Source organism: Natronosporangium hydrolyticum, assembly GCF_016925615.1.
Classification (GTDB): domain Bacteria; phylum Actinomycetota; class Actinomycetes; order Mycobacteriales; family Micromonosporaceae; genus Natronosporangium; species Natronosporangium hydrolyticum.
Map to the genome: position 1 here is coordinate 2951129 of NZ_CP070499.1, position 22848 is coordinate 2973976.

Consider the following 22848-nt stretch of genomic DNA (forward strand, 5'->3'; position numbering starts at 1 on the left):
GACCTACACACTCATCGGCCCACGCTCGGTCAGCTTCGACGAGGTCGCCGAGGAGTTGACCGGGGCGCGGAGGAGGTCCGTCACGTACCGGCCGGTCCACGACGACACCATGCGCGAGACGCTGTGCGGCTACGGCCTGGGCGGGTGGCTCGTCGACATGCTGGAGGAGTACGCCCAGGCGTACGCCGCCGGATGGGGTGACCTGACCACCAGTGCGGTCACCGAGCTGCTCGGCCGCAGCCCGCGCGACCTCGCCGATTTCCTCCGCGGCCATGCCGGCCACTTCAGTCTGGGCGGCCTCCGTACGGCCGACCCGACCGTAGGTTGAGTACAGGATAACGGTCATTATCCTGTGTTCTATCTGGCCGTTAACGGATACCCTAAAATGGTTACGGAGTTTCGAAAAGTGATATCTTTGGCCGGTGATCCACGAAGAGGTGTCGGCCCTGGACGGTCGACTGTGCGGCTACACCGAATGCGCCCAACCCCTGGAGTACGACGGCCGCGGCCGCCCCCCGGAGTACTGTCCCGACCGCCGCTGGCCCGGCGGCAAAACCTGCAAACAAATGGCTGCCGGGCAACGAGCAGCCGAACGCGCCGCCGGCCTGGAGGTGCCGCTGGAAAGCTTCCGCGCCGCCGGCGACCGGCTCGCCAGCGTCGCTACCCCGCTGGCGAAGCAGCTGACCGAGGTGGTCACCGCGATCGGGCAAGTCAAGGGGGAGGCGCTGTCACGGCTGGCGGAAGCGGAGCAGACCACCCAGCAGGCCACCGACCGCGCCCACACCGCCGCCGAGGCCGCCGAGCAAGCGGCGGCGGCACAACGCGCCGCCGAACAGGCACGCGACGCCGCCCACGCCGAGGTGGCCGAGGCGACCCGGCAGGTCGAGGCGGCCCGGCGGCGCGCCGAAGAACAGGTCGCCGAGGCATGGCAACGGGTCGCCGCCGCCGACCACGCCCGCGGGCAAGCCGAAGCAGCCACCGCCGCCGCGTCCGCCACCACCGCCGCTGAGACTGACCGCCGTGTCCAGGCCGAGCAGCGCGCCCAACTCGCCGACGACCAGCTCCGAGCCGCCCGCGACGAACTCGCCGCCGGCCAACGGGACCTGGCCGCGCTGCGGCGCGACCTGGCCACCGCCCACGAGCAGCAGCGAGAGACGACCAGCCAACTCGTGGCGGCCGAGGCTGAAGCAGCCCAAATCCGCGCCGACCTTGAGCGGCGCACCATGCTGTTGACGCAGGCCCAACAGGCCGAGGCGCAGCTCAACCAGCAGCTGGCCGAGATCAGTTCGGCGCGGGATGCCGCCCGCGCCGAACTAGCTGAGCACACCGCTGAGCTGACCAGCCTGCGCCAGGCGCTCGCCCGCGAGCAGCAGGCCAGTCAGCAGCACGCTGGTCGGGCCGAGCAGGCCGAAGCTCGGCTGGGTCAGCTCATCGCCGCCCTGCCCGCAGTCGGGTCAACGGTCCCCGCGGGCCATGGTGGCGGCCCGGCGAACCCCGATCCAGCCGGCGATCACGGCGACCAGGAGCAGCACCAGGCCGATCACGATCAGCCAACCCAACGCCTCCACGATCAGCCCGAGCAGGACTAGGGCCAGCGCTACGACCAGCGCGGCTATGGCTACGGTGCGCATGCTACTCCTTCGGTCTGCATGAATGTTCCCAGCTGGTTACCCCTCGGGAGGGCCGGCCACACGTCAGGTGAGGGGTAGTGCCGGCAGGGCGGTGATGGTGATCGGGCCGAGGGTGCCGGTGCGGGCCAGCCGCCGGCCGCGGGTCAGCAGTGACTGATCGAGCAGGAGTTCGGCTACCGCAGCCGACCATCCTTTCACCCACCACCGGGCTTGCTCGGGGCCGCCGCGGCCGCGTACCGGGGGGAAGGCGGGGAAGCCCCGCGCCGGCTGCCGGGGTTGGTCGTGGCTGCTCATCGGCGGCTCCGTAGGGTCACCAGGTTGGCCAGTTGCTCATCGGACAGGTCGCTCCACGCCGGGTCGCCGCCGGTGAGGACCGTTTCGGCGAGGTCCTGTTTGCGGCGCAGCAATCCCCCGATGCGTTCCTCCACCGTCCCTTCGGTGATCAGCCGGTGTACCTGCACCGCCTGGGTCTGACCGAGCCGGTACGCCCGGTCGGTGGCCTGTTGCTCCACCGCCGGGTTCCACCACCGGTCGTAGTGGATGACGTGTTCGGCGCGGGTGAGGTTGAGTCCGGTGCCGGCGGCTTTCAGCGACAGCAGCAGCACCGGGGTGCGTCCTTGCTGGAACGTGTCGACCAGCTGGTCCCGTTGCGGCACCGGTGTGCCGCCGTGCAGCAGGGCGTGGGTGACCCGCCGGCCGGTCAGGTGGCTGGCCAGCAGCCGGGCCATGGCGACGTACTGGGTGAAGACCAGCGCCGCCGTGCCTTCGGCGAGGATGGTGTCGACCAGGTCGTCGAAGGCTTCGAGCTTGCCGGAGCGGCCGGACAGCACCGTCGCGTTGGGGTGCTGGTGCAGATAGTGGGCGGGATGGTTGCAGATCTGTTTGAGCTGGGTCAGCATCCGCAGCACCTGGCCGCGGCGCTGGATCCCGTCGCTTTGGCGGATCTGTGTCAGCCGCTGGGTCACCACCGTCTCGTAAAGGGCGGCTTGCTCGGCGGTGAGCGCCACCGGCAGATCGGTCTCGGTCTTGGCTGGCAGCTCCGGGGCGATCTGTGGGTCGCTTTTTCGGCGCCGCAGCACAAACGGCCCGATCAGCCGGGACAGCCGCGCCGCCGCCTGCGGGTCGGTGCCGCGTTCGACCGGGGTGGCGAACCGGGAGGCTTCGGCCGCGGTGAGCGGCTCGCCGTCGAGTAGCACCTGCCAGCGGCCGGTTACCTGGCCGGTGATCGGGGTTGCGCCGGTTTCCTGGCCGAGCGTCACGCTGGTGGTGATCTCGTCGGTGATCTGCGGCGGCCACTGCACCGGTATGCCCGCCTCGGTTGCACCGTTTCGGCCGGGAAGGTGCGCAGCAGTACCGGCAGTCCGTCGGTGAGCGACAGGCGCTGGGGCGGGTCGTGGTGGAACACCAGCGAACCTGCGCGGGGCGGCTCGCCCGGCTGGAACGTGACGGACAATTCGTGGAGCTCCGACATGGCCCTCCCTAGTCTGTACGGCGTACGGAGAAGTCAAGGGTGGTGCCCGGCCCGATATTCCCTCCGCGGGGTATCTTCAGAAGATGATCTCGCCGGGCGCGCCCGCACCCGGTCCCACCGCTCGGGGGAGAACCATGCCAGGCCCGCTCGCCGGCCAGGTCGCGCTGGTCGCCGGCGCCACCCGCGGCGCGGGCCGCGGCATCGCCGTCGAGCTCGGGGCCGCCGGAGCCACCGTCTACGTCACCGGCCGCACCACCCGCCGGCGCCGCTCCGAGTACGACCGTCCGGAAACCATCGAAGAGACCGCCGAACTGGTCACCGCAGCAGGCGGACGGGGCATCGCCGCCCCCACCGACCACCTCGACCCCTCCCAGGTACGCGACCTGATCGAACGCATCGCCGCCGAGCAGGGCCGGCTCCAGCTGCTGGTCAACGACGTGTGGGGCGGCGAGCTGCTGTTCGAATGGGGCAGCCCGGTGTGGGAACACAACCTCGACAACGGGCTGCGGCTACTCCGGCTGGCCATCGACACCCACGCCATCACCAGCCACTACGCCCTGCCGTTGCTGCTGCGTACCCCCGGCGGGCTGGTAGTCGAAATGACCGACGGCACCGCCGAATACAACCAGCGCAACTACCGGGTCTCGTTCTTCTACGACCTGGCCAAGACCGCCGTCCTACGGATGGCCTACGGCCTGAGCCAGGAACTCGGCCCCCGCGGCGCCACCGCCGTCGCCCTCACCCCCGGCTGGCTGCGGTCGGAGATCATGCTGGAACACTTCGGCGTCACCGAAGACACCTGGCGCGACGCCCTCACCGCCGAACCCCACTTCGCCATCTCCGAAACGCCTCGCTACGTCGGCCGGGCCGTGTCAGCGCTCGCCGCCGACCCCGACCGGTCCCGCTACAACGGTGCCTCCCTGTCCAGCGGCGAACTGGCCCGGGCGTACGGGTTCACCGACCTCGACGGCGGTCAACCCGACTGCTGGCGCTACCTGGTGGAGGTTCAGGACGCCGGCAAGCCCGCCAACGTGGCCGGCTACCGCTGACCGCCGGCGGGTCTAGTCGGCTCCGCTGGCGGCCGACGCACCATGAGCTGGTGCGCCGACGAGAATCCCGCGCGCAGATAGAGCGGCACCGAGCGCGGCGACGGATTGAGCACCACCCGCACCAGCCCTTCGCCGTCGGCGTACGCGAGCACCGCGTCTAGTAGCCGATGCCCGATCCCGCGGTTCCGGTGCTCCGGCAACACGAACGCGTTTGCCAGGTAACCCCAGCGCACAGCCTGGCGGCCGGGCGTGGGCATCCGGTCGAAGATGGCCAGATTGACCATCCCCACCAGTGCGGCATCCGACTGGGCGACCCAGGTGACCCGGTGCGAGGTCTCGGCGTGCCACCAACCAGCGAAGCGGTTCGCAAAGCCGGGCTCAGTCTCATGCGCCCCCTGCTCGGCGGCCCATGCCCGTCGCAGTTCGGCCAGTCCGGCTGTATCAGCCGCCTCCGCCTGCCGGACCACTACGTAATCAGCGGATGCGGGCGACGCCGGCTCAGCGGTACCGGCCGCCCGCTCGCCAGTCGCGCTCCGGTCGGCGAGGACGGCCGCCACCCGCGGCGGCTCATACTGCTCGCCTCGCAGCACCTTGCCATCCGGGCGGCGTACCGGCCGCCCATCCTGGCCGAGCTTGCTCAGGTTGGACCGGTGCACCTCGGCCAGCACCGCGTCGAGGTCGATGCCGTACGACAACGCCGTGCCATACGCGACATAGACCACATCGGCCAGCTCATGGGCCACCCGGTCAAGCCCGGCACCGTCGGCGGCCAGCCTGACCGCCTCGGCCAACTCCGCGACCTCCTCTTCGATCAGTCGCTGCCGGAGCTCTGCCACCTGTGGAGAAGGGTGCCCGGGTCGGTCCTGGCGGTGGAGGTCGAAGCGCTCGTGGAACTCGCGCAGCAGCGGTGCTGGTGACCGGGATTCGGCGGCCGGACTCGTAGGGTGCGTCACGACCGCACACTCTATGCGCGGCCGGTGGCGGGCTACGCCCTGCGTGAACGAGACTCCCGTCACCGCGACCGGCCAACTAGCGTCGCGGACATGCCGAACGCGCCCGTTTACGACGCCCACGCCGACTGGTACGAGCAGTACATCACCGGGCCCGCCGCCACGTTCAGCTGCCGGGTGCGCCGGCTGCTCGCTGACCTGTTGGGCGACGGGAGCGGCGAGGTGTGCCTGGACGTGTGCTGCGGCACCGGCGCACACGCCGCCTGCCTGCGCGACCTCGGCTGGCAGCCGGTCGGCGTGGACCTGTCGGCCGGCCAGTTGCGTCATGCCCGCAACCGTCTGCCGGTGGCACTCGCCGACGCGGCCCACCTGCCGGTGGCCGCCGGCAGGCTACCGGCGGCGGTGGCGGTGCTCTGCCACACCGACCTGCCCGACTACTCGACGGTGGTGACCGAGGTCGCGGGGGCGCTGAGACCCGGTGGCCGCTTCGTCCATATCGGTGTTCACCCGTGCTTCGTCGGAGCCTTCGCCGACTGGCATGACCCAGCTCAGGTTGTGATCGACAACGGGTACGCCGACCCGTCGTACCGGTTCGACTCCTGGACCCCGCACGGCGTACGGGCCCGCGTGGGGGCTTGGCACACGCCGCTGCCGGACCTGCTCAACGCCGTTACCGCCGCCGGGCTACGGCTGCACCGGCTGGTCGAAGATGCCCCTCGGGGGGTACCCGATCTGCTGGGCTACGTCGCCACCCGTCCTGCTGAGCACGGCTAGTGGCTAGTTGACATAATGTAAATTATCGAGCAACTGACTCCACTGGGTTGACCATGGAGTTAGGCACCTGAAACCGCGACGATCAGACCCCTAGGTCCATGATCAACTCTAGTGGTCGGGTAGATGGATGTCGGGGGTCTCGAAGATCGGCGTCACCGCACTGACGGTCGCATACCCCCGCGCCAGCCAATCCGTGTCCGTGCCCGGCTCGCCACCGCCGCCCGCGACGCTCTCCAGCGCCAACCGCACAAACCCGTCCCCGGTCTCCACAGTAGTCTGCACCGCGCCGAACGCCGCCAACTTCGCCTGCCGCAACCCCGGCAACCGCTCCGGCGACAAACTCGGCGCGTTGACGTTGAACACGACCGGCGCCGGCGCCGCCCGCAACGCCGGCAACAACACCGGCAGATAATGCGTCGCCGCCGCCCAATGCAGCGGCACCGGATCCGACCCCACATCGGTGAAGCCCAACCGCAGCGACAACGCCACCGCCGGACACCCGTTGGCCGCCGCCGTCAACGCCGCCCCCACCGTCCCCGAATGCAGAATCGCGTGGCCCGTGTTCGACCCCCGGTTCACCCCCGACAAAACCAGGTCAGGCGGATCACCGAACGCACCCCGCACCGCCACCAACGTAATCAACGCCGGCGAACCAGCGATCGCGTACGCGGGCACCTCAGCCAGCCCCGGCAACTGCCGCCGCACCAGCTCAAGCTGCCCCTCCGGCATCGGATACGCGATCGACGCCGACGTACCCGACGCGTCCCGGTCAGGTGCGGCCACCGTCACCTCATAGCCGGCCTCCGCCGCGAACCGCGCCAGATGGTGCAGCCCCGGAGCGTCGATCCCGTCGTCGTTGGTCACCAACACCCGCACCATCGCCGCCCCGATCCCCCTCCCCAACCAGCCTGCCCGCCGAATCTAACATCGCCCCGGTACGCCGCCGGCCAACAACCCTGGCCCACCGCTGACCATCAATCGCGGAGAAACTCCACCAACACCGCGGTCAACTCCGCCGGCGCATCCTCCTGCACCAGATGCCCGGCGCCCTCGATCAACCGCACCTGCGCCCCCGGGATCCGGGTCGCCAACTCGTCGGCCTTCGCCACCGGAATCCAAGTATCGGCCGTCCCCCAACACACCAACACCGGCATCTCCAGCTCGCCGTACCGGTCCTGAACCTCATCGGTGAACCGCTGATCGGCCTGGGCGATCTGCCGATAGAACGCCGGCTGCCCGACCTCCCCCACCCACGGCGCCGCCAGCTGATCGGCCACCTGCGGCAACAGACCACGGGCGCTGGCGGAGCTGATGTACTCACGCACCAGCGCCTCGTGCAACGCCGGCGGCAACTGCTCGAAAACCTCGGCGTGCTCGGCCACCAACCGGAAGAACGGCGACCCCCACGGCCGCAGCGCCACCGGATCCACCAACGCCAACCGGCGATACCGGGCCTGATGCAGCAACCGGGCCCGCAGCGCCACCACCCCACCGAAATCGTGGGCCACCACCGTCGGCTCGGTCAGCCGCCACTCCTGCAACAGCTCTGCGAAGAGCGCGCCCTGCGCGGCCAACGACACATCCTGGCCGTCGAACTTCTCCGAGGTGCCGTAGCCGGGCATGTCCCACACAAACACCCGATGCCGCCGCGCCAACGCCTGCGCCACCGCCCGCCACACGAACGACGAGAACGGAGTCCCATGCAGCAACACCACCGCCGGCGCCCCCGCCGGCCCCAGCGCGTCCCAGCGGACATCGCCCACGCTGCTGCCGTAAGTCCTGCCGAGTCTCCACATGACGCGAAAGCCTCCGAAACGCCGCCGACCTGCCCGCCTCAGCTTACTGAGCAACCCGCCAGCTCACCGGCCACCAGCTACCCGCAACACTGCCCCGGTGGTATACGAGGCATCCGGCCCGAGCAACCAACAGACCGGACCAGCCACCTCAGCCGGCTCACCGGCCCGACCCAACGGCACCGACGGCGCCACCCGCGCGACCCGGCCGGGCTCGCCCGACTCCCGAGCATGCAGCTCCGTATCGACGATCCCCGGAGCGACCGCATTGACCCGCACCCCAACCGGGGCCAGCTCCTTCGCCAACCCGACCGTCAGCGCCTCCACGCCCGCCTTCGCGGCCGCGTAATGGACATACTCGCCCGGGCTGCCCAACGTCGCCGCCGCCGACGACACGTTGACGATCGCCCCACCACGCCCACCCCGGTCGGTCCCCATCTCCCAGGCCGCGCGCCGGGCGCAGAACATCGCCCCAACCAGGTTGACCTCCACCACCCGCCGCAGATCAGCCGTAGCTAGATCCACAAACGACCCCACTGGGCTGGTTACCCCGGCATTGTTGACCAACCCGGTCGGCACCCCCAGCCGGCTCACGACCAGGTCGAAGAGCCGCTCGACATCGGCCTCGACCGACACATCCGCCGCCACCGCCAGACACCGACGGCCAACCGCGCCGACCTCGGCCTCGACCACCGCAGCCGCCGCAGCGTCCCGCCGGTAGGTGAACACCACATCATGCCCCGCCGCCGCCAGCCGACGAACAATCGCCGCGCCGATCCCCCGACTGCCACCGGTAACCACGGTAATCTGGTCCACCGCGTGAGCGTACTCACTTCCCCCGACATCGGCTATCAGAGAGGAAAACGTTGACAGCGCAGGCCCGACCACGGACGCCGGCAGCGCTGATCGACGAACTCGCCGACCGGATCGCCGCCACCCGACCCGGCCAACGACTACGGGTCGCCATCGACGGTGCCCCCGCCGCCGAACCGGACGCGCTCGCCGACGCGCTGATCGACCCGGTACGGGTACGGGGCCGCGACGCCCGGGTGATCCGCACCGACGACTTCCTCCGGCCCGCGTCGCTCCGGCTCGAACTGGGACGCACCAACCCGGACAGCTTCTACGAACGGTGGCTCGACGACAGCGGCCTGCGCCGCGAGGTACTGTCCCGACTGGGCCCCGACGGCGACGGTGAGATCCTGCCGACGCTGTGGGACGCCCACACCGACCGGGCCACCCGCGCCGCCTACCAGCCGGTCCCGGCAGGCGGGGTGGTGCTGGTCAGCGGCGCCCTGCTGCTCGGCGGGCTGCCCTTCGACCTCACCATCCACCTCGCCCTGTCGGCCGCGGCGTTGGCCCGCCGAACCGCACCCGACCAGCAGTGGACGCTGCCCGCGTACGCCCGATACGAGGCCGAGGTCGGCCCCGACCACATCGCCGACGTCGTTGTCCGCGCCGACGACCCCCGGCACCCCGCGATCATGTATCCGGCCTGACCCGTCGCCCGACCGAGCCACGCAGACCCGCGGGGCGGGAAAAGCAGCTCCGCAGCCCCGCCTCATCGGGCATGCTGCCGGTCATGGACGTGATGACAGCGCGTGGCGGCAACCGGTTGCGCTGGCCCAACCTGCCGGCCGCCCTGCGCGCCCGGGTCGAAGCGGCGCTCGGGTCGCCGGTACGCACTGCCGAGAACCGCGACACCGGCTTCTCCCCCGGCCTCGCCTCGGTGCTCGCGCTCGCCGATGGCCGGTCGGTCTTCGCCAAAGCGGTCTCCCGCAGCCGCAACGCGGACAGCTACCGCATGCACCGCCGGGAGGCTGAGGTGCTTGCCCAGCTGCCACCGACCGTACCCGCGCCCCGGCTGCTGTGGTCCGACGTCGACGACGAGTGGGTGACGATCGTGGTCGAGGCGGTCGCCGGCACGGTCCCCCGATTGCCATGGTGCCAAACCGAGCTGCGCAGCTTCGTGTCGGTCGCCGAGCGGCTGGTGGTTGCGCTGACCCCGTCTCCGGTGCCGGCGGAGCCGATCCAGCAGACCTTCGCCGAAGCGTTCAGCGGTTGGCGCACGCTGGCCGGAGCGCCGGAGTCGACCGTCGGGTTGGACCCGTGGGTGTGTCGCCACCTGGAGCGGCTAGCCGCGTTGGAGGCCGAGTGGCCTGCGGCGGCTACCGGCACCTCACTGTTGCATGGCGACCTGCGCGGCGACAATGTGCTGCTCACGGCGGACCGGGGGGCGGTCGTCGTGGACTGGCCGAGCGTCTGCGTCGGCGCCGGCTGGGTCGATCTGGTGTGCGCGCTGCCGAGCATCGCCATGCAGGGCGGTGGTGACCCCGAGGCGGTCCTCGCCGGGTTCCGACCAGCGCACGGGGTGCCACCGGAGGCGATCACCGCGGTGGCGGTGGCGGTCACCGGGCTATTTCTGTACAGCTCTCGGCAACCCCCGCCGCTGGCGCTCCCCCGGCTGCGTGGGTTTCAGGCGGCGCAGGCCGAGGCCGGGTTGACTTGGCTGAGGCGCCGGCTGGGCAGCCAACTGGGCCGCCAGGAGATGAGTCCGTAGGTCGTTAGTAATTCACTCTCTTACCGGGAGGTGAGCTACTGGGTTGTGGATGTCTGTAGGTGGGTCACATCGCGTAAAGCATCCTAGGACGCTAGGTTGAAGGCATTAGACTGCGGCCATGCGTCGACTCAACCTCCAGCGGTACCTGATCACCGGTGTCCTGCTGCTCCTGCCGTTGTGGCTCACCTACCTCGTGCTCCGCTTCGTATTCACCACACTCGCCGGCATCTCCGCTCCCCTGGTGCGGGCCGTGGCTGACCTTCCGGAGTGGGCGCTGCTGCTGGTCAGCGGGGTCCTCACGCTGCTGCTGCTGTATCTGTTGGGCTGGTTCGGCAGCTGGGTCTTCGGCCGCCGCCTGATCCACTACTTCGACTCGCTGGTAACCCGGATTCCGCTGGTCCAGAGCATCTACGGCGGCGCCAAGAAACTGCTCAACGTCCTGCAGAGCAGCCCCGACCAGGCCCAACGGGTGGTGCTGGTGGAGTTCCCGCACCCGGGGATGAAGGCGGTCGGCCTGGTCACCCGGGTCCTCACCGACCAGGTCACCGGCGAGCAGTACGCCGCGGTGTACGTTCCGACGACTCCGAACCCGACCTCCGGCTTCCTGGAGCTGGTGCCGCTGGACCGGGTGCACCCCAGTGACATGAGCCTGGACGAGGCCATGACCTTCATCATCTCCGGCGGCGCGATCAATCCGCAGCGGTTCACCCCGGCGGACACCGGCCAGGCTGCCCCCGATCCGCGGCCGGCGACCTGAACCAGCGAACCCAGCACCGTCACCGCTGGTGCATGGGACAATGACAACCTGTCCACCCGTGTACGCCGGCCGTTCAACCGATGTTGCCGAGCCGGCGAGTTCCGCTCCCTAACGTCCCGATCAGTCGAGGTCGACAGTCGGCCTCGGAGCGTCCGACCGGGAGGGAACTCACGTGTCTCAAGGAGCAGTACCGCAGGCGGCGGCCGGCTTCGACCGCCGTACTCTGCTGCGCACCGCGGCCGCGTCCGGCGCCATGGTGGTCGGATTCGGCGCGCTCGATGGGTTGGTCAAGGCTGCCTCAGCGGCGCCCGGCGCCAGCCAGGTCGGGCTCGGCGAAGGCGGCTACGGTGAGCTGCGCCCGCTCACCCGCCGCGACCAGGTCACCGGGTACCAGCAGGAGCTGCTGCTACCCGAGGGTTTCGACTTCACCATCTTCGGGCTAGCCGGCACCGTTATGGACGACGGCCACATGACCCCGCTGGGCCACGACGGCATGGCGGCCTTCCGCGGCCCGAACGGCAGCTACCGGCTGGTGCGCAATCACGAGGAGCGCTCGGGCGCCGGTTCGGTGACCCCGTCGGGAAACCCGGCCGACCGTTACGACCAGCGCGGCGGCGGCGGCACCAGCACCCTGCAGGTGCGGTTCGACAATGGCGAGCTCACCGTGGAGCGGATCTGGACCTCGCTGGCCGGGACCATCGTCAACTGCGCCGGCGGGCCGACGCCGTGGGGGACCTGGCTCTCCTGTGAGGAGACCACGGCGGGTCCCGGGGGCGGGTGGCAGGAGCCGCACGGCTACGTCTTCGAGGTGGCCGCCTCGGCAAATGAGCCGGTGGCGCCGCGGCCGCTGCCGGCGTTGGGCCGGTTCGTCCACGAGGCGGTGGCGGTGGACCGGGCGACCGGCATCGTCTACCTCACCGAGGACCGCGGGACCTCCGGGTTCTACCGGTTCATCCCGGAGCGCCGGGGGGACCTGACCGAGGGCCGGCTGCAGATGCTCAAGGTCGTCGGTGTCGAGGGCTACGACACCCGCACCGGGCAGGAGCAGGGTGTCGGTTTGCCGGTGGAGTGGGTGGACATCGCCGACCCCGACCCGGCCGACGCCGAGAGCAACTCGCTCGCCGTCTACCAGCAGGGCTTGGCGCAGGGCGGGGCGACCTTCGCCCGGTTGGAGGGCGCCTGGGCCGGCAACCAGGCCATCTACATCGTCTCCACCAACGGCGGCGAGATCGGCGAGGGGCAGATCTGGGAGTACCGGCCGCACCGGTCGCCGCTGCGCGGTGAGGGCACGTTGTCGCTGGTGTATGAGTCGTTCGACCGGGCGGTGATGTCGTTCCCGGACAACCTGACCGTCTCCCCGCACGGCTCGCTGCTGGTGTGCGAGGACACGTCCCGGTCGAACCCGCAGCTGATCGGGGTGACGCTGGATGGCGGCACCTTCCCGTTCTGCGTTGACCCGACCACCCACTCCGAGTGGTGTGGGGCGACCTTCAGCCACGACGGGCAGGTGCTCTTCGTCAACATGCAGGGATCAACCTCCGGCGACCCGGCCAACCCGAGTAACCCGGGGATGACCATCGCGATCTGGGGACCGTGGCAGCGGGGGGTGCTGTAACCGGGCGGCGGTAACCCTGCGGCGGCGCTGCCCGGGGAGGGAGCCGGCGACCGGCCGGCATTACTACTCGGGCAGCCCGAACCGGACTCCGGTGAGCTCCTCCGAGCGGCGCCACAGCCGCCGGGCGAGCTCGGGGTCTCGGGCCGCCGCCGACGGGGCCAGCACTTTCGGCGCCCCCCGCAGCATCGCGCTCGGCCCGATGTACTCGCCTCCTTTGGCGTCGGGGGAGGTCGCGGCGTAGAGCTGGCTGCGGGCGCCGCCAGCGGCGTCCTGGGCGATGATCCGGTTCGCCAGCTGGAAGCCGCTGCGCAGCAGCCCGGTGGGGCCGCTGAGCTGAAGGTTGGTGGCGGCGTAGCCGGGGTGGGCCAGCAGGCTCCGCACCGGCACCGCCGCCGCCCGCAGCCGCCGGTCGAGCTCCAGGCCGAACAGCGCGTTGGCGAGCTTGGCCCGCCCGTAGGCCCGGTCGGGCCGGTAGCCGGTGTCGCCGAGGTCGTCGGGGTCTAGCCGGCCCAGCCGGTGCATCTCGGAGGTGACCGTCACCACCCGGGCGCCGGGGCCGTCGCGGAGGGTGTCGAGCAGCAGGCCGGTGAGGGCGAAGTGTCCGAGGTGGTTCACGGCCAGCTGCAGCTCGTGCCCCTGGGCGCTGCGGCGCAGCGGGGTCATCATCACCCCGGCGTTGTTGATCAGCACATCGACCGGCACCCGGTCGGCCCGCAGCGCGGCGGCGCAGTGCCGCACCGAGTCCAGGTCGGCCAGGTCGAGCACGCGCACCTCCAACTCGGCGGTGGGCTGCCCGGCGCGCAGCGCCTGGGCTGCGGCGTACCCTCGGTCGAGGTCGCGGACCGCCATCACCACCCGCGCGCCGTGGCCCAGCAGCACCCGGATGGTGTGGTAACCGAGCCCGCTGTTGCCGCCGGTGACCAGATAGGTGCGCCCGTGCAGCTCCGGGATCGGGTCGGTGTGCCGCGCCTCGCCGGTTTCCCCCGCAACGGTCATACCGCCAGGATGCCACCTGGGGCAGCCGCGCGGGTGTCCGACTGCTCTGGTAGGAACGAGGTTCCGAACGAGTGTACGGAGGACCCATTATGACCAGCGCCAAGACCGCCGACGGCGGTCTGTCCACAGCAGATATCGAGGAGATCCGCGCCGCCGTGGCGGCGGGCCGTAAACCGAAGGTGGTCTTCACCGAGCAGGCCGGCCAGATCGCCGGCCAGGTCGGGCAGGTGGTGGGGCTGACCGACCCGGCCGAGTCGGACGAGTGGGTGGTGGTCCGGTTCGGCCGCGACGAGCTGCCGTTCTCCCCCGGTGATCTGGCGCCGGCCCCGAAGGGCGGCGGCCGGGCGGCGAAGCAGACCACGGCGTCGGCGCCGGCGAGCCCGCCCGCCCCCGCGCCGGTGCCCGCGCAGCCCGCCGCGGCGTCCGCGCCGGTCAATGGCGGTTCCCCGGCCGCCGGAGCTGGCGCCAGCGAACCGGCTGCGGCGCCGGCGGAGGCGGCGGCCAAGCCGGCGAAGAAAGCTACCAAGGCCGGGCGGGCAGCCAAACCGAAGCCACCGCCGGCGATGGCGGTCACCGTGGCCTATGAGGCCGGCGAATGGACGGTCGCCGCTTACCAGGGCAACAAGACGCTGGCCAAGCCGTATGTGATCCGGCCCACCGAGGCGCTGAAGATGGTGGCGCTGCTGGACGTGCCGGGGGTTCACGAGGCGGTGGAGCAGATCGTCAACGCGGAGCGGGCCGAGGCGCAGCAGCGCGCCGACACGCTACGCAACGAGTTGGCGGAGGTGGAGGCGCGGCTCGCCGAGCTGCGCGACGCGGGCTGATGCCGGCCGGCTCGGGGTCGCCGCCGGGCTGGCAGCCTCCGTTCTGCTGGCGCGCTGCCCAGTTCGGGGCCCGGGCGGTGGTGGCGACCCTGGCGCGGCTGCGGGTCAGTGGGGACGTCCCGGTGCAGTTGGCGGCCGGGCCGTTGATCCTGGCGGCGAACCACATCAGTCCGTTCGATCCGGTGGCGTTGGCCGCGGCCTGTCACACTCGCCGGTTGGCGCCGCGGTTTCTGGCCGCCGGTGGGCTGTTCGAGGCGCCGGTGGTGGGGCCGGTGATGCGCCGTTGGGGGCACATCCCGGTCTATCGGGGGCGGCCGACGGTGACCCACGCGTACGCTGCGGCGGCCGCGGCGTTGGCCGAAGGGGCGGTGTTGGTGGTGTATCCGGAGGGCGGCATCGGGCTGGCGCCGGACATGTGGCCGGTGGCCGGGCGCACCGGCGCTGCCCGGCTGGCCCTGGCCACCGGCGCACCGGTGGTGCCGGTGGCGCTGTGGGGTGCGCACGAGGTGGTGCCCTATTCGGCGCCGCGCGGCTTGCTGCGGGCGTTGCCGGGCACCATCCGACGCCGGCCGGTGGTGCGGGTCCACTTCGGGACCCCGGTGGAGCTCACCGGGGTGCGCCCGGGCACGCCGGGGGCCGCCCGCCGTGTCACCGACCGCATCCTCGCCGCCATCACCGCCGAGTTGGCGCCGCTGCGGGCCGACGAACCGACCCGGCCTCGACACCATGACCCTAGCCGCCCGGTGCGGCCGGTACGGTCGAGACGCGACCCGTCCCCGCCGGAGGTGCGACCATGAGCAGGTTCATTCAGACCGGCCCGGACCTGCCCGACCCGTACCGTCACGATCCGCTACTCGACTCGTGGCTACGGCGGTGGCTCGGCGGTGCCGACCCGGCCGCAGCGCAGCGGCTGGCGGTGCTGGCGGGTGAGGTGGTGGGGCCGCTGCGGGCGGCGCACCGGCAGGCCGAGGCGAACCCGCCGCAGCTGCTCCGGTATGGCCCGTGGGGTGCCCGGGTCGACCAGGTCGTCACCGACCCGGGGTGGCAGTTCCAGCGCGACGCCGCCGTCCGGCATGAGTTGGTGGCGTTGCCGTACCAGGCCGCCAGCCGGGACCGGTGGGGCGCCGCGGCCCGGGTGGTGCAGCACGCGCTGCTGCACCTGTACGGCCCGGAGTCGGCGACCTTCTCCTGCCCGGTGGCGATGTCCGACGGCGCCGCCGCGCTGCTGCGCCACCCGGAGGTGGCGCCAGCCGTCCGCGATGCGTGGCTGCCGCGGCTGCTCGCCACCGACCCGGCCGAGGCGATCTTCAGTGGCCAGTGGATGACCGAGTCCAGCGGCGGCTCCGATCTGGCCCGGTCGGCGACGGTGGCGACGCCGGCCGACTCGGGCAGTTGGCGGCTGACCGGCGACAAATGGTTCTGTTCGGCGGTGGACGCACCGGTCGCGGTGGCGCTGGCCCGGCCGGCCGGGGCCAGCGCGGGCAGCCGGACGCTGGCGCCGTTCCTGGTGCCGCGGTGGGGCGACGACGGCTCCCCCGCCACCGGGGTCCGGATCGAACGGCTGAAAGAGAAGTTGGGCACCCGGGCGCTGCCGACCGGTGAGGTCGAGCTGACCGACGCGTACGCGGACCCGTTGGGCGACCCGCAGCAGTCGGGGTTGGTCCGGATGATGACCCTGGTGCAGGTGGCGCGGCTGCACAATGCGGCCGCCGCCGCGGCCGGCATGCGCCGAGGGTTGGCGTACGCGCGGGCCTACGCCGACGTACGGCAGGTGGCGGGAGGCCGGCTGGCCTCCTCGCCGCTGCATCGGGCGACGCTGGGCACGTTGGGGGTGGCCGCGGCGGCCGCGTTTGTGCTCGCCGGGCACGCCTTCTCGCTGCTCGGGCGGGTGGAGGTCGATGGCGACCCGGCGGCCGCGGCGGAGCTGCGGGTGGTGGCACCGCTGGCGAAGCTCGCCACCGGCAGGTTGGCGGTCGAGTCCGCCAGCGAATACCTGGAGTGTTTCGGCGGCGCCGGCTATGTGGAAGACACCGGCATCCCGCGACTGCTGCGCGACGCCCAGGTGCTCCCGATCTGGGAGGGCACCACGAACGTGCTCGCGTTGGATGTGCAGCGGGCGGTGGTGCGGCAGGAGGCCGCGAAGCCGCTGTTGGCACGGCTGGAGCTGGCGATGGCGGCGGCGCCGGAGCTGGCCGATCCGCTGCGGCCGGTCGTGGCCGAGCTGCGGGAGGCGCTGGCGGGCGTCGTCGACGATCCGTACGCGCCCGCGGTGGTCGCCGGCGCCCGCGGGTTGGCGCTGAAGATGGCCCACGCGTTGGCGGCGGCGCTACTGCTGGAGCAGGCCGCAACCGGCGACGAGGTGGCCCGGATCGCCGCCCGGCTGTGGTGCGCCCGGTGGCTGCACGGCGAAGAGATCGCGGTGGCCGCCCATGCCCACGCCGATGCGCTCGGTGGCTGACCCCGGGTACGGTGTCAGCGTGGACGGCGCTGGCAGTTCCCCCGCCCCGGGCGGCGAGACGGTCTTCTACCCTCCCCGGGGGCGGCTGCTGCTGCTCGCCGCCGGGACGGGGTTCATGGCCCTGGCGAGTTACCTGCCCACCCTCTCGCGGTTCACCCTGCTGGTGGTCGGCGGCTGGATCATGATTGTGCTGCTCATGATCGCGGCGCTGGTGTTGGTCGCCCGGGCGTTGCGCCCGGGCCCGTCGGTCGTCGTCGACTCCGACGGCATCATCGACCGCACCACCCTCGGCCCGTGCGGCCGGATCCGGTGGGAAGAGATCAACGTCGTCCGGAAGCGGGAGATCGGCCGGGGCATGGGCGCCGAGCGGCTGCTGGAGATTCTGCTCACCGGGCAGGCCGCGGAGCAGCGGCGGCCGGCGGGCTGGCTGCGCCGGCTCACCGAGCGGTATCGAGCGGCGCTCAAGCAGCCACCGATCAGCCTGCCCGGCTCCATGATCTCGGTGCCGATGCAGGGTGTGGTCGACGCGTTGCGGCAGCACCGGCCCCAGCTGGAGGTGTTGCAGGGGCCGCCGCCGGCGCCGTCGAAGTTCCGGTGGGGGCCCAAGCCCGAGAAGCGTCGCCAGCATCCGCAGCTACCCCGCTGGTAACCACCCCCTGGCCCCACTGAGCCACCTCCAGCGAGGGCCCACTGGGGGTGGTAACGGACGTATGTGGCATAATTTCTCCGACCGGCCTGCGCTGATTCGCGGTAGGGCTGTGATTCCGGCTACGCTCGTACAGTTGCGGCAACGGCGAGCTGGCCGCCAGGGTTCCTGAGGCTACGGTCTCAGCGAGGCTGCGGCCTCGAGGAGGCGGTGGCATCAAGGAGGCGGGGCCCTGACGGACACCGCGTGACACCCGTCCACGCGCAGCGCCGTTGTACGTAGGCGGAGCCGCACCACAACCGGAGGAGAGAGCTGATCATGGGCGAGCGCATGCTGCGCGGCAGTCGGCTGGGGGCCGTCAGCTACGAGTCCGATCGCAACACCGAGCTGGCGCCGAGGCAGACCCGGGAGTACCTGTGCGCCCGGGGCCACCAGTTCGAGGTGCCCTTCGCGGTCGACGCGGAGGTCCCTATGACCTGGGAGTGCAAGTATGACGGCAGCGTCGCCCAGCTGGTCGACGGTCTTGAGCCGGAGCAGAAGAAGGTCAAGCCGCCGCGGACCCACTGGGACATGCTGCTGGAGCGGCGTTCGCTGGCCGAGCTCGACGAGATCCTGAACGAGCGACTCGAAGAGGTCCGGACCCGCCGAGGCCGGGCCTGAGCTACGCGTGAAGCGGCCCGGAGATCCCCACGGCGGGATCTCCGGGCCGCTTCACGCGTAGCTGCGACCGTCAGCGGTCGTCTACGATCTCCCCCTCGACGACCTGGTCGCGGTGGTCGACGCGGTCACCGCCGGGGGCCGGTGGCTCCTGATGGACATGCACCCGCCGGGGACCAAACATCTGCCCCGCCGCTGGCGAGGTCATCTGCTGCTCGGAGCGGGCCTGCACCCGACTGCGGACCACCGCTCGCACCGGCGGCAGCAACAGCACCGCCCCCGCTACCCCACTGATCAACCCTGGTGCGGTCAGCAGCATCGCGCCGGTAAGCCCCACCACACCATCGGTCACCCTCGGGCCCGGGGGCGCGCCCTCGGCAGCCGCCGCCTGGAAGCCGCGCCATGCCCGCAGCCCTTCCCGGCGCAGCAGCACCACTCCGAGCAGGCTCGCCGCGGCTACCAGCAACAGCGCCCAGCCGAAGCCGAGCACGTTACCGATCACCAGAAACGTCACGATCTCGGCCACCAGCAGGCACAACAGCGCCGCCGGCAACCAAGGCCGCCGGCTCACGGGAAGCGGCGTCCGCGGCCCAGCGCCCGGCGCAGCGCCTGTCGGCGTGCCTGGAAACCCCACACGGTCACTCGCCACAACGCCTCCCGGACGATCGCCGGACTCATCTTGCTCGCCCCGCGCTCCCGCTCCGTAAAGGTGATCGGCACCTCCACCACCCGCAGGCCGTGTCGATGGGCTCGCCAGGCAAGGTCTACCTGAAAACAGTATCCCTGTGAGGCGACAGAGTCGACGTTGATCTTCTCCAGGGCAGGGATCCGGTAGGCGCGGTAACCGCCGGTCGCGTCCTTGATCGGCATCCCCAGCGCCAGCCGGGTGTAGATGTTGCCGCCGCGCGAGAGCAGCTTGCGCTGCAACGGCCAGTTGACCACCTCGCCGCCGGGCACCCAGCGGGAACCGAGCACCACATCCGCGGTAGGCAGCTGCGCCAGCAGCGCCGATAGCTGCTCCGGCGCGTGCGAGCCATCGGCATCCATCTCCACCACTACGTCGAAACCGCGGTCGGTGGCCCAGCTGAACCCGGCGAGGTACGCCGCCCCCAACCCTTGCTTGCCGGCTCGGTGCAGGACGTGGATCTGGTCATCCTCGGCCGCCAACTGGTCGGCCAGCTCACCAGTGCCGTCGGGGCTGGCGTCGTCGACCACCAGGATCTCCACCGCCGGCACAGCTGCGCGGACCCGGGCGGTGATCAGCGGTAGATTCTCCGCCTCGTTGTAGGTGGGAATCACTACCAGCACCCGTCCTAGCTCGGCGTCGGTCGCCGGCTGGCCGCCTGTCATGTGGACCTCTCATTCACATCGATCACCTTCGTCCGGGACCGCCGCCGGAGCACGAACGCCGCTGCCAGACCCGCCAGCGCGCCCGTCGCGAGCAGCGCCTCCGGCCACACCCCCACCGTCGTGGCGAGCGTGCGGCCAGTCGCGAGAGACAGGGTACGCACCGGGACGTCCTGGGTGAAGAACCCCGTCGCGTCGGAAACCTGGCCATCTACCCCGACGAACCCGCTGATCCCCACGGTCGAGGCCATCAGCGATTCTCGGCCGTGCTCGACCGCGCGCAGCCGCACCATCGCCAGCTGCTGGTACGCCTCGGCCTCGTTGAAGGTTGCGTTGTTGGTCTGTACCGCCAGCAACTCAGCCCCCTCGACCACGCTGTCGCGTACCAGCCCGTCGTAGGCGACTTCGAAACAGATGACATCCCCTACGGCCGCGGGGCCCAGTTGCAGCACTCCCGGTTCGTCACCAGCGGCGAACCCGCCGACCCGGTCGACATCGTCGCCGGTCAACCACCGGGCGATCGGCTCCACCACCGGCTGCAACGGCAGATACTCGGCGAAGGGTACCGGTTGCCGCTTGGCGTACATTTCACCCGGCCCGGTCCCCGGCTGCCAGACAAGTCCGACGTTGTACGGGCCGGCGGCCGCCGGATCCCGCACGATCGCGCCGACCAGGATCGGCGCGTCGATCGCGTCGGCGGCGCCGCTGATCAACGCCCCGGCGTCCGGGTTGGCGATCGGGTCGATATCGCTGGAGTTCTCCGGCCACACCACCAGATCCGGCTGCGCGGCCTCCCCCCGGCCGACCCGCTGCGCCAACTCCTCGGTCGCCCGGACGTGGTTGTCCAGCACCGCGCGCCGCTGGGCGTTGAAGTCCAGCCCCAGCCGCGGCACATTGCCCTGCACAATCGCGACCGTCACCGGTGGCCCGTCGGGTTGCCGCTGGGGTACCGCCATGCTGGCCAGCAACACCGCCCCGACGGCGGCCAGCAACGCCCCCACCGGCAGCGCCTGCGCTCGTGCCGCCGCAACCCACTGGCCACGGTGCGAAGACGCGGCCACGGTCAGCCGCCACAGCACGGCCGCGATCACCCCACCGACCAGCGCGGTCGCGCCGCTCACCAGCGGCGCGCCCCCGATCGCGGCCAGCGGCAACAGCGGTGAATCCGCCTGGCTGAAAGCCAACCGACCCCACGGGAAGCCGCCGAACGGAACCCTCGAACGCAGCGCCTCCTGCCCCACCCACAACACCGCCACCCACACCGGCCAGGTCAGCGGCGCCCGGTCGATCAGCGGACTCAAATATGCGGCGGCGGCCCCCAGCGCCGCCACAAAGGCCGCCTGCGAGGCCGACAGCAGCAGCCACGGCGCGGCGTCGATCTCCAGCGCCGCCCAGCTCAGCAGCGGCACAAAGAAGACCAGCCCGGTCAGGGCACCGAGCCCGGCGCCCACCCGCGCCCGCCGCCGGTGTACGGCGACCGCGAACAGCGCAACCCCGACCGGGGCCAGCCACCACTGGTCGTACGGCGGGAAGGCGAACAGCAACGCCAGCCCGGCCAGCGCCGCCGCGCACCCGGCCACGGGCAGCGGTAGCCAGGGTCGGGGCCTCGGCGAGCCGGCGGACTCGTCGGCCTGGGGCGGCGAGGTCGGCGAAGGTGGGGCGGAGCGGTCAGTCACGCCCCTAGCCTGCCTGACGGGGTCGGGGCTCACCACCACCGGCCGCCATCACCGGCCGAGACGTCAAACGGGGCGCGGCCGGCCGGCCGCGCCCCGCGACGCGTGGCTGGTGAACGGGCGCGGCCTTCGTACCGTCCCCACCCGGATGACTCCCGGTGGGGCCGTTCTCTACTGACCGCGCCCACCCCCTGGGCACGCTGAACGCCAGCCATCGTCTGCGTGAGCCCTCGACGGTACGCGCCCTCCCCGGGCCGCTGTCAAGTGGCTCCCCCCACCTGACTGCGCGCGGGTCCGGCGGAGCCGGCAGGATAGTCCTCAAGCGGCACATCGCCGCGCTGCCACGCCGACAACACCGGCGACACGATCCGCCACGCCTCCTCAGCCTCATCCCCGCGAATCGACAGAGTCGGATCCCCCTCCAAGATGTCCAGCAGCAACCGCGCATACGCCGGCAGCTCCTGATCGGTTAGTCGCAGATCGAGCTGCGCCGGTTCCAACCGCAGCGGATCCCCACCGCCGTTGAGGTTGAGGCCGAGGCCGATCTGATCCGGGGCGCCGCCGGAGGCCAACGTGAGTCGGAGCACATTTGGTCCGGCCCGACCGAACTCCGGGAACGGCGAGTGTGGCACCGGGTAGAAATGCAGCGCGATCTCGGTGCGGTCGGCGCCGAGCGCCTTGCCGGAACGCAGGATGAACGGCACTCCGGCCCACCGCCAGTTGTCGACCACCACGGTGATCTCAGCGAAGGTCTCGGTCTGCCGCTGCGGGTCCACTCCGTCCTCTGCCGCGTAGTCCGGCAGCTGCCGGTCGCCGATGGCGCCGGCGGTATACCGGCCCCGCACCGAGGGGTGCGCGGTCTCCTCCGCGGTCAACACCCGGGTGGCCCGCAACACGTCCACTTTGCGGTCCCGCAGGTCCCGCTCCCCGAGCCCGCTCGGGGGCTCCATCGCGACCAGCGCCAACAGTTGCAGCAGGTGGTTCTGGAGCATGTCCCGCAGCGCGCCGGTGTGATCGTAGTAACCGGCGCGGCCCTCCAAGCCCAGGGTCTCATCCCAGATGATCTCGACGTGGGAGATGTGGGCGTGGTTCCAGACCGGTTCGAAGATCCGGTTGGCGAAGCGCAACCCCAGCACATTCTGCACCGTCTGTTTGCCCAGGAAGTGGTCCACTCGGAACACTGCCCGCTCCGGCAGCACCTCACTGATGCCGCGGTTTAGCTCCTCGGCACTGGCCAGATCGGTGCCGAACGGCTTCTCCACCACCAGCCTGGTCTGCGGCGGGCCGCCCAGCTCGGCCAGGGCAGCGACGGTCGTCGGGTAGACCGACGGCGGCAGGGCGAGGTAGAGCACCGACAAGTGCTGTTCGTCGCCGAGCAGTCGCCGCAGGTCCGCTGGATCGCTGGCGTCGCAGTGACACCAGGACAGCCGGGCGAGAAACTCGTCCGGGGCGCCGTCACCATGCTCGGCCAACTGCTGCCGGGCCCGCTGCCGAAACTCCGCGTCGGACCAGTCGTGGCGGCCGGCGCCGATCACCGCCAGCTGCTCCGGCAGCTGACCGGCCCGCTCCAACTCCACCAGGGCCGGCAGCAGGTACCGGCCGGTCAGATCACCGGCCGCCCCCAGGATCGCCAACCGCTCCACCATC

Annotated in this window: 24 protein-coding genes; 13 read left to right on the forward strand and 11 right to left on the reverse strand. The window is 71.4% G+C overall.

From position 1 onward, the window contains the following. Window positions 1-109: 109 nt before the first annotated feature. Window positions 110-328: a hypothetical protein gene (locus JQS43_RS13080; RefSeq protein ID WP_239674668.1), complete on the forward strand. Its 219-nt coding sequence runs from the start codon at window positions 110-112 to the stop codon at window positions 326-328. A gap of 94 nt (window positions 329-422) precedes the next feature. Further along, complete coding sequence (locus JQS43_RS13085; protein ID WP_239674669.1) at window positions 423-1589, forward strand: coiled-coil domain-containing protein; 1167 nt, start codon at window positions 423-425, stop codon at window positions 1587-1589. A 105-nt stretch (window positions 1590-1694) separates the two neighbouring features. On the opposite strand, the gene JQS43_RS13090 is transcribed toward JQS43_RS13085, so the two are convergent. Then, window positions 1695-1925, reverse strand: a complete 231-nt coding sequence (locus JQS43_RS13090; protein WP_239674670.1) for a hypothetical protein — start codon at window positions 1923-1925, stop codon at window positions 1695-1697. Further along, window positions 1922-2932, reverse strand: a complete 1011-nt coding sequence (locus JQS43_RS13095) for a DEAD/DEAH box helicase (protein WP_239674671.1) — start codon at window positions 2930-2932, stop codon at window positions 1922-1924. Before JQS43_RS13095 ends, JQS43_RS13090 begins: the two co-directional genes overlap by 4 nt. Window positions 2933-3236: 304 nt before the next feature. Here JQS43_RS13095 and JQS43_RS13100 point away from each other — a divergent pair, with 304 nt between their 5' ends. Continuing rightward, window positions 3237-4151, forward strand: coding sequence for an SDR family oxidoreductase (locus JQS43_RS13100; RefSeq protein WP_239674672.1), 915 nt, complete (start codon window positions 3237-3239; stop codon window positions 4149-4151). Here JQS43_RS13100 and JQS43_RS13105 read toward each other — a convergent pair. Then, window positions 4142-5104 (reverse strand): GNAT family N-acetyltransferase, encoded by a 963-nt coding sequence (locus JQS43_RS13105; protein WP_239674673.1) that lies wholly within the window; start codon window positions 5102-5104, stop codon window positions 4142-4144. The genes JQS43_RS13100 and JQS43_RS13105 overlap by 10 nt on opposite strands. A gap of 90 nt (window positions 5105-5194) precedes the next feature. Here JQS43_RS13105 and JQS43_RS13110 point away from each other — a divergent pair, with 90 nt between their 5' ends. Next, window positions 5195-5875, forward strand: a complete 681-nt coding sequence (locus tag JQS43_RS13110; protein ID WP_239674674.1) for a class I SAM-dependent methyltransferase — start codon at window positions 5195-5197, stop codon at window positions 5873-5875. A 108-nt stretch (window positions 5876-5983) separates the two neighbouring features. Here the strand turns inward: JQS43_RS13110 and surE are convergent, their stop codons facing one another. The 3 genes from surE to JQS43_RS13125 all read right to left on the reverse strand — a co-directional run bounded on the left by surE (window position 5984) and on the right by JQS43_RS13125 (window position 8484). Continuing rightward, window positions 5984-6778, reverse strand: a complete 795-nt coding sequence (surE, locus tag JQS43_RS13115; RefSeq protein ID WP_239674675.1) for a 5'/3'-nucleotidase SurE — start codon at window positions 6776-6778, stop codon at window positions 5984-5986. Between the two features lie 71 nt (window positions 6779-6849). Continuing rightward, window positions 6850-7638 (reverse strand): alpha/beta fold hydrolase, encoded by a 789-nt coding sequence (locus JQS43_RS13120; protein WP_239674676.1) that lies wholly within the window; start codon window positions 7636-7638, stop codon window positions 6850-6852. 96 nt (window positions 7639-7734) lie between these two features. Next, window positions 7735-8484: an SDR family oxidoreductase gene (locus JQS43_RS13125; protein ID WP_239674677.1), complete on the reverse strand. Its 750-nt coding sequence runs from the start codon at window positions 8482-8484 to the stop codon at window positions 7735-7737. Window positions 8485-8534: 50 nt separating this feature from the next. On the opposite strand from JQS43_RS13125, the gene JQS43_RS13130 reads away from it, so the two are divergent. The 4 genes from JQS43_RS13130 to JQS43_RS13145 all read left to right on the forward strand — a co-directional run bounded on the left by JQS43_RS13130 (window position 8535) and on the right by JQS43_RS13145 (window position 12600). After that, complete coding sequence (locus JQS43_RS13130) at window positions 8535-9167, forward strand: nucleoside/nucleotide kinase family protein (protein ID WP_239674678.1); 633 nt, start codon at window positions 8535-8537, stop codon at window positions 9165-9167. An 83-nt stretch (window positions 9168-9250) separates the two neighbouring features. Further along, a complete protein-coding gene (locus tag JQS43_RS13135) occupies window positions 9251-10228 on the forward strand; it encodes a phosphotransferase family protein (RefSeq protein WP_239674679.1) in 978 nt (325 codons plus the stop codon). 118 nt (window positions 10229-10346) lie between these two features. Continuing rightward, the gene (locus JQS43_RS13140) at window positions 10347-10985 is read left to right on the forward strand and encodes a DUF502 domain-containing protein (protein WP_239674680.1); all 639 of its coding nucleotides are present in this window, start codon (window positions 10347-10349) and stop codon (window positions 10983-10985) included. Window positions 10986-11157: 172 nt separating this feature from the next. Then, on the forward strand, window positions 11158-12600 hold the full coding sequence (locus tag JQS43_RS13145; RefSeq protein WP_239674681.1) for a PhoX family protein: 1443 nt from the start codon (window positions 11158-11160) through the stop codon (window positions 12598-12600). Window positions 12601-12663: 63 nt separating this feature from the next. Here the strand turns inward: JQS43_RS13145 and JQS43_RS13150 are convergent, their stop codons facing one another. After that, window positions 12664-13596 carry an oxidoreductase gene (locus tag JQS43_RS13150; RefSeq protein ID WP_239674682.1) on the reverse strand — a complete coding sequence of 311 codons (933 nt, stop codon included), beginning with the start codon at window positions 13594-13596 and terminating at the stop codon, window positions 12664-12666. An 89-nt stretch (window positions 13597-13685) separates the two neighbouring features. On the opposite strand from JQS43_RS13150, the gene JQS43_RS13155 reads away from it, so the two are divergent. The 5 genes from JQS43_RS13155 (at window position 13686) to JQS43_RS13175 (ending at window position 18184) form a co-directional block, all read left to right on the forward strand. Continuing rightward, the gene (locus JQS43_RS13155; RefSeq protein ID WP_239674683.1) at window positions 13686-14420 is read left to right on the forward strand and encodes a hypothetical protein; all 735 of its coding nucleotides are present in this window, start codon (window positions 13686-13688) and stop codon (window positions 14418-14420) included. Continuing rightward, entirely contained in the window at window positions 14420-15217 is a 798-nt protein-coding gene (locus JQS43_RS13160) for a lysophospholipid acyltransferase family protein (protein ID WP_239674684.1), read from the forward strand. The genes JQS43_RS13155 and JQS43_RS13160 overlap by 1 nt, the downstream gene beginning before the upstream one ends. After that, window positions 15214-16878, forward strand: coding sequence for an acyl-CoA dehydrogenase family protein (locus JQS43_RS13165; protein WP_239674685.1), 1665 nt, complete (start codon window positions 15214-15216; stop codon window positions 16876-16878). Before JQS43_RS13160 ends, JQS43_RS13165 begins: the two co-directional genes overlap by 4 nt. Further along, window positions 16850-17527, forward strand: a complete 678-nt coding sequence (locus JQS43_RS13170) for an STM3941 family protein (RefSeq protein WP_239674686.1) — start codon at window positions 16850-16852, stop codon at window positions 17525-17527. The genes JQS43_RS13165 and JQS43_RS13170 overlap by 29 nt, the downstream gene beginning before the upstream one ends. Window positions 17528-17842: 315 nt before the next feature. Continuing rightward, on the forward strand, window positions 17843-18184 hold the full coding sequence (locus JQS43_RS13175; protein ID WP_239674687.1) for an RNA polymerase-binding protein RbpA: 342 nt from the start codon (window positions 17843-17845) through the stop codon (window positions 18182-18184). 70 nt (window positions 18185-18254) lie between these two features. On the opposite strand, the gene JQS43_RS13180 is transcribed toward JQS43_RS13175, so the two are convergent. From JQS43_RS13180 to JQS43_RS13195, 4 genes are all read right to left on the reverse strand, one after another. Next, complete coding sequence (locus JQS43_RS13180) at window positions 18255-18752, reverse strand: FxsA family protein (RefSeq protein ID WP_239674688.1); 498 nt, start codon at window positions 18750-18752, stop codon at window positions 18255-18257. Continuing rightward, a complete protein-coding gene (locus JQS43_RS13185; protein WP_239674689.1) occupies window positions 18749-19531 on the reverse strand; it encodes a polyprenol monophosphomannose synthase in 783 nt (260 codons plus the stop codon). Before JQS43_RS13185 ends, JQS43_RS13180 begins: the two co-directional genes overlap by 4 nt. Further along, window positions 19528-21108, reverse strand: a complete 1581-nt coding sequence (lnt, locus tag JQS43_RS13190) for an apolipoprotein N-acyltransferase (RefSeq protein WP_239679423.1) — start codon at window positions 21106-21108, stop codon at window positions 19528-19530. Before lnt ends, JQS43_RS13185 begins: the two co-directional genes overlap by 4 nt. Before the next feature lie 353 nt (window positions 21109-21461). Continuing rightward, window positions 21462-22847 (reverse strand): glucose-6-phosphate dehydrogenase, encoded by a 1386-nt coding sequence (locus JQS43_RS13195; protein WP_239679424.1) that lies wholly within the window; start codon window positions 22845-22847, stop codon window positions 21462-21464. Window position 22848 lies beyond the last annotated feature (1 nt).

Bases quoted from the DNA above. Each gene is read 5' to 3' on its own strand.
- JQS43_RS13160 (WP_239674684.1), top strand. From the start codon at position 14,420: ATGCCGGCCGGCTCGGGGTCGCCGCCGGGCTGGCAGCCTCCGTTCTGC.
- JQS43_RS13170 (WP_239674686.1), top strand. From the start codon at position 16,850: ATGCCCACGCCGATGCGCTCGGTGGCTGACCCCGGGTACGGTGTCAGC.
- JQS43_RS13150 (WP_239674682.1), bottom strand. From the start codon at position 13,596: ATGACCGTTGCGGGGGAAACCGGCGAGGCGCGGCACACCGACCCGATC.
- JQS43_RS13110 (WP_239674674.1), top strand. From the start codon at position 5,195: ATGCCGAACGCGCCCGTTTACGACGCCCACGCCGACTGGTACGAGCAG.
- JQS43_RS13135 (WP_239674679.1), top strand. From the start codon at position 9,251: ATGGACGTGATGACAGCGCGTGGCGGCAACCGGTTGCGCTGGCCCAAC.
- JQS43_RS13165 (WP_239674685.1), top strand. From the start codon at position 15,214: ATGAGCAGGTTCATTCAGACCGGCCCGGACCTGCCCGACCCGTACCGT.
- JQS43_RS13195 (WP_239679424.1), bottom strand. From the start codon at position 22,847: ATGGTGGAGCGGTTGGCGATCCTGGGGGCGGCCGGTGATCTGACCGGC.
- JQS43_RS13155 (WP_239674683.1), top strand. From the start codon at position 13,686: ATGACCAGCGCCAAGACCGCCGACGGCGGTCTGTCCACAGCAGATATC.
- JQS43_RS13100 (WP_239674672.1), top strand. From the start codon at position 3,237: ATGCCAGGCCCGCTCGCCGGCCAGGTCGCGCTGGTCGCCGGCGCCACC.
- JQS43_RS13185 (WP_239674689.1), bottom strand. From the start codon at position 19,531: ATGACAGGCGGCCAGCCGGCGACCGACGCCGAGCTAGGACGGGTGCTG.
- JQS43_RS13175 (WP_239674687.1), top strand. From the start codon at position 17,843: ATGGGCGAGCGCATGCTGCGCGGCAGTCGGCTGGGGGCCGTCAGCTAC.
- JQS43_RS13090 (WP_239674670.1), bottom strand. From the start codon at position 1,925: ATGAGCAGCCACGACCAACCCCGGCAGCCGGCGCGGGGCTTCCCCGCC.
- JQS43_RS13140 (WP_239674680.1), top strand. From the start codon at position 10,347: ATGCGTCGACTCAACCTCCAGCGGTACCTGATCACCGGTGTCCTGCTG.
- JQS43_RS13080 (WP_239674668.1), top strand. From the start codon at position 110: ATGCGCGAGACGCTGTGCGGCTACGGCCTGGGCGGGTGGCTCGTCGAC.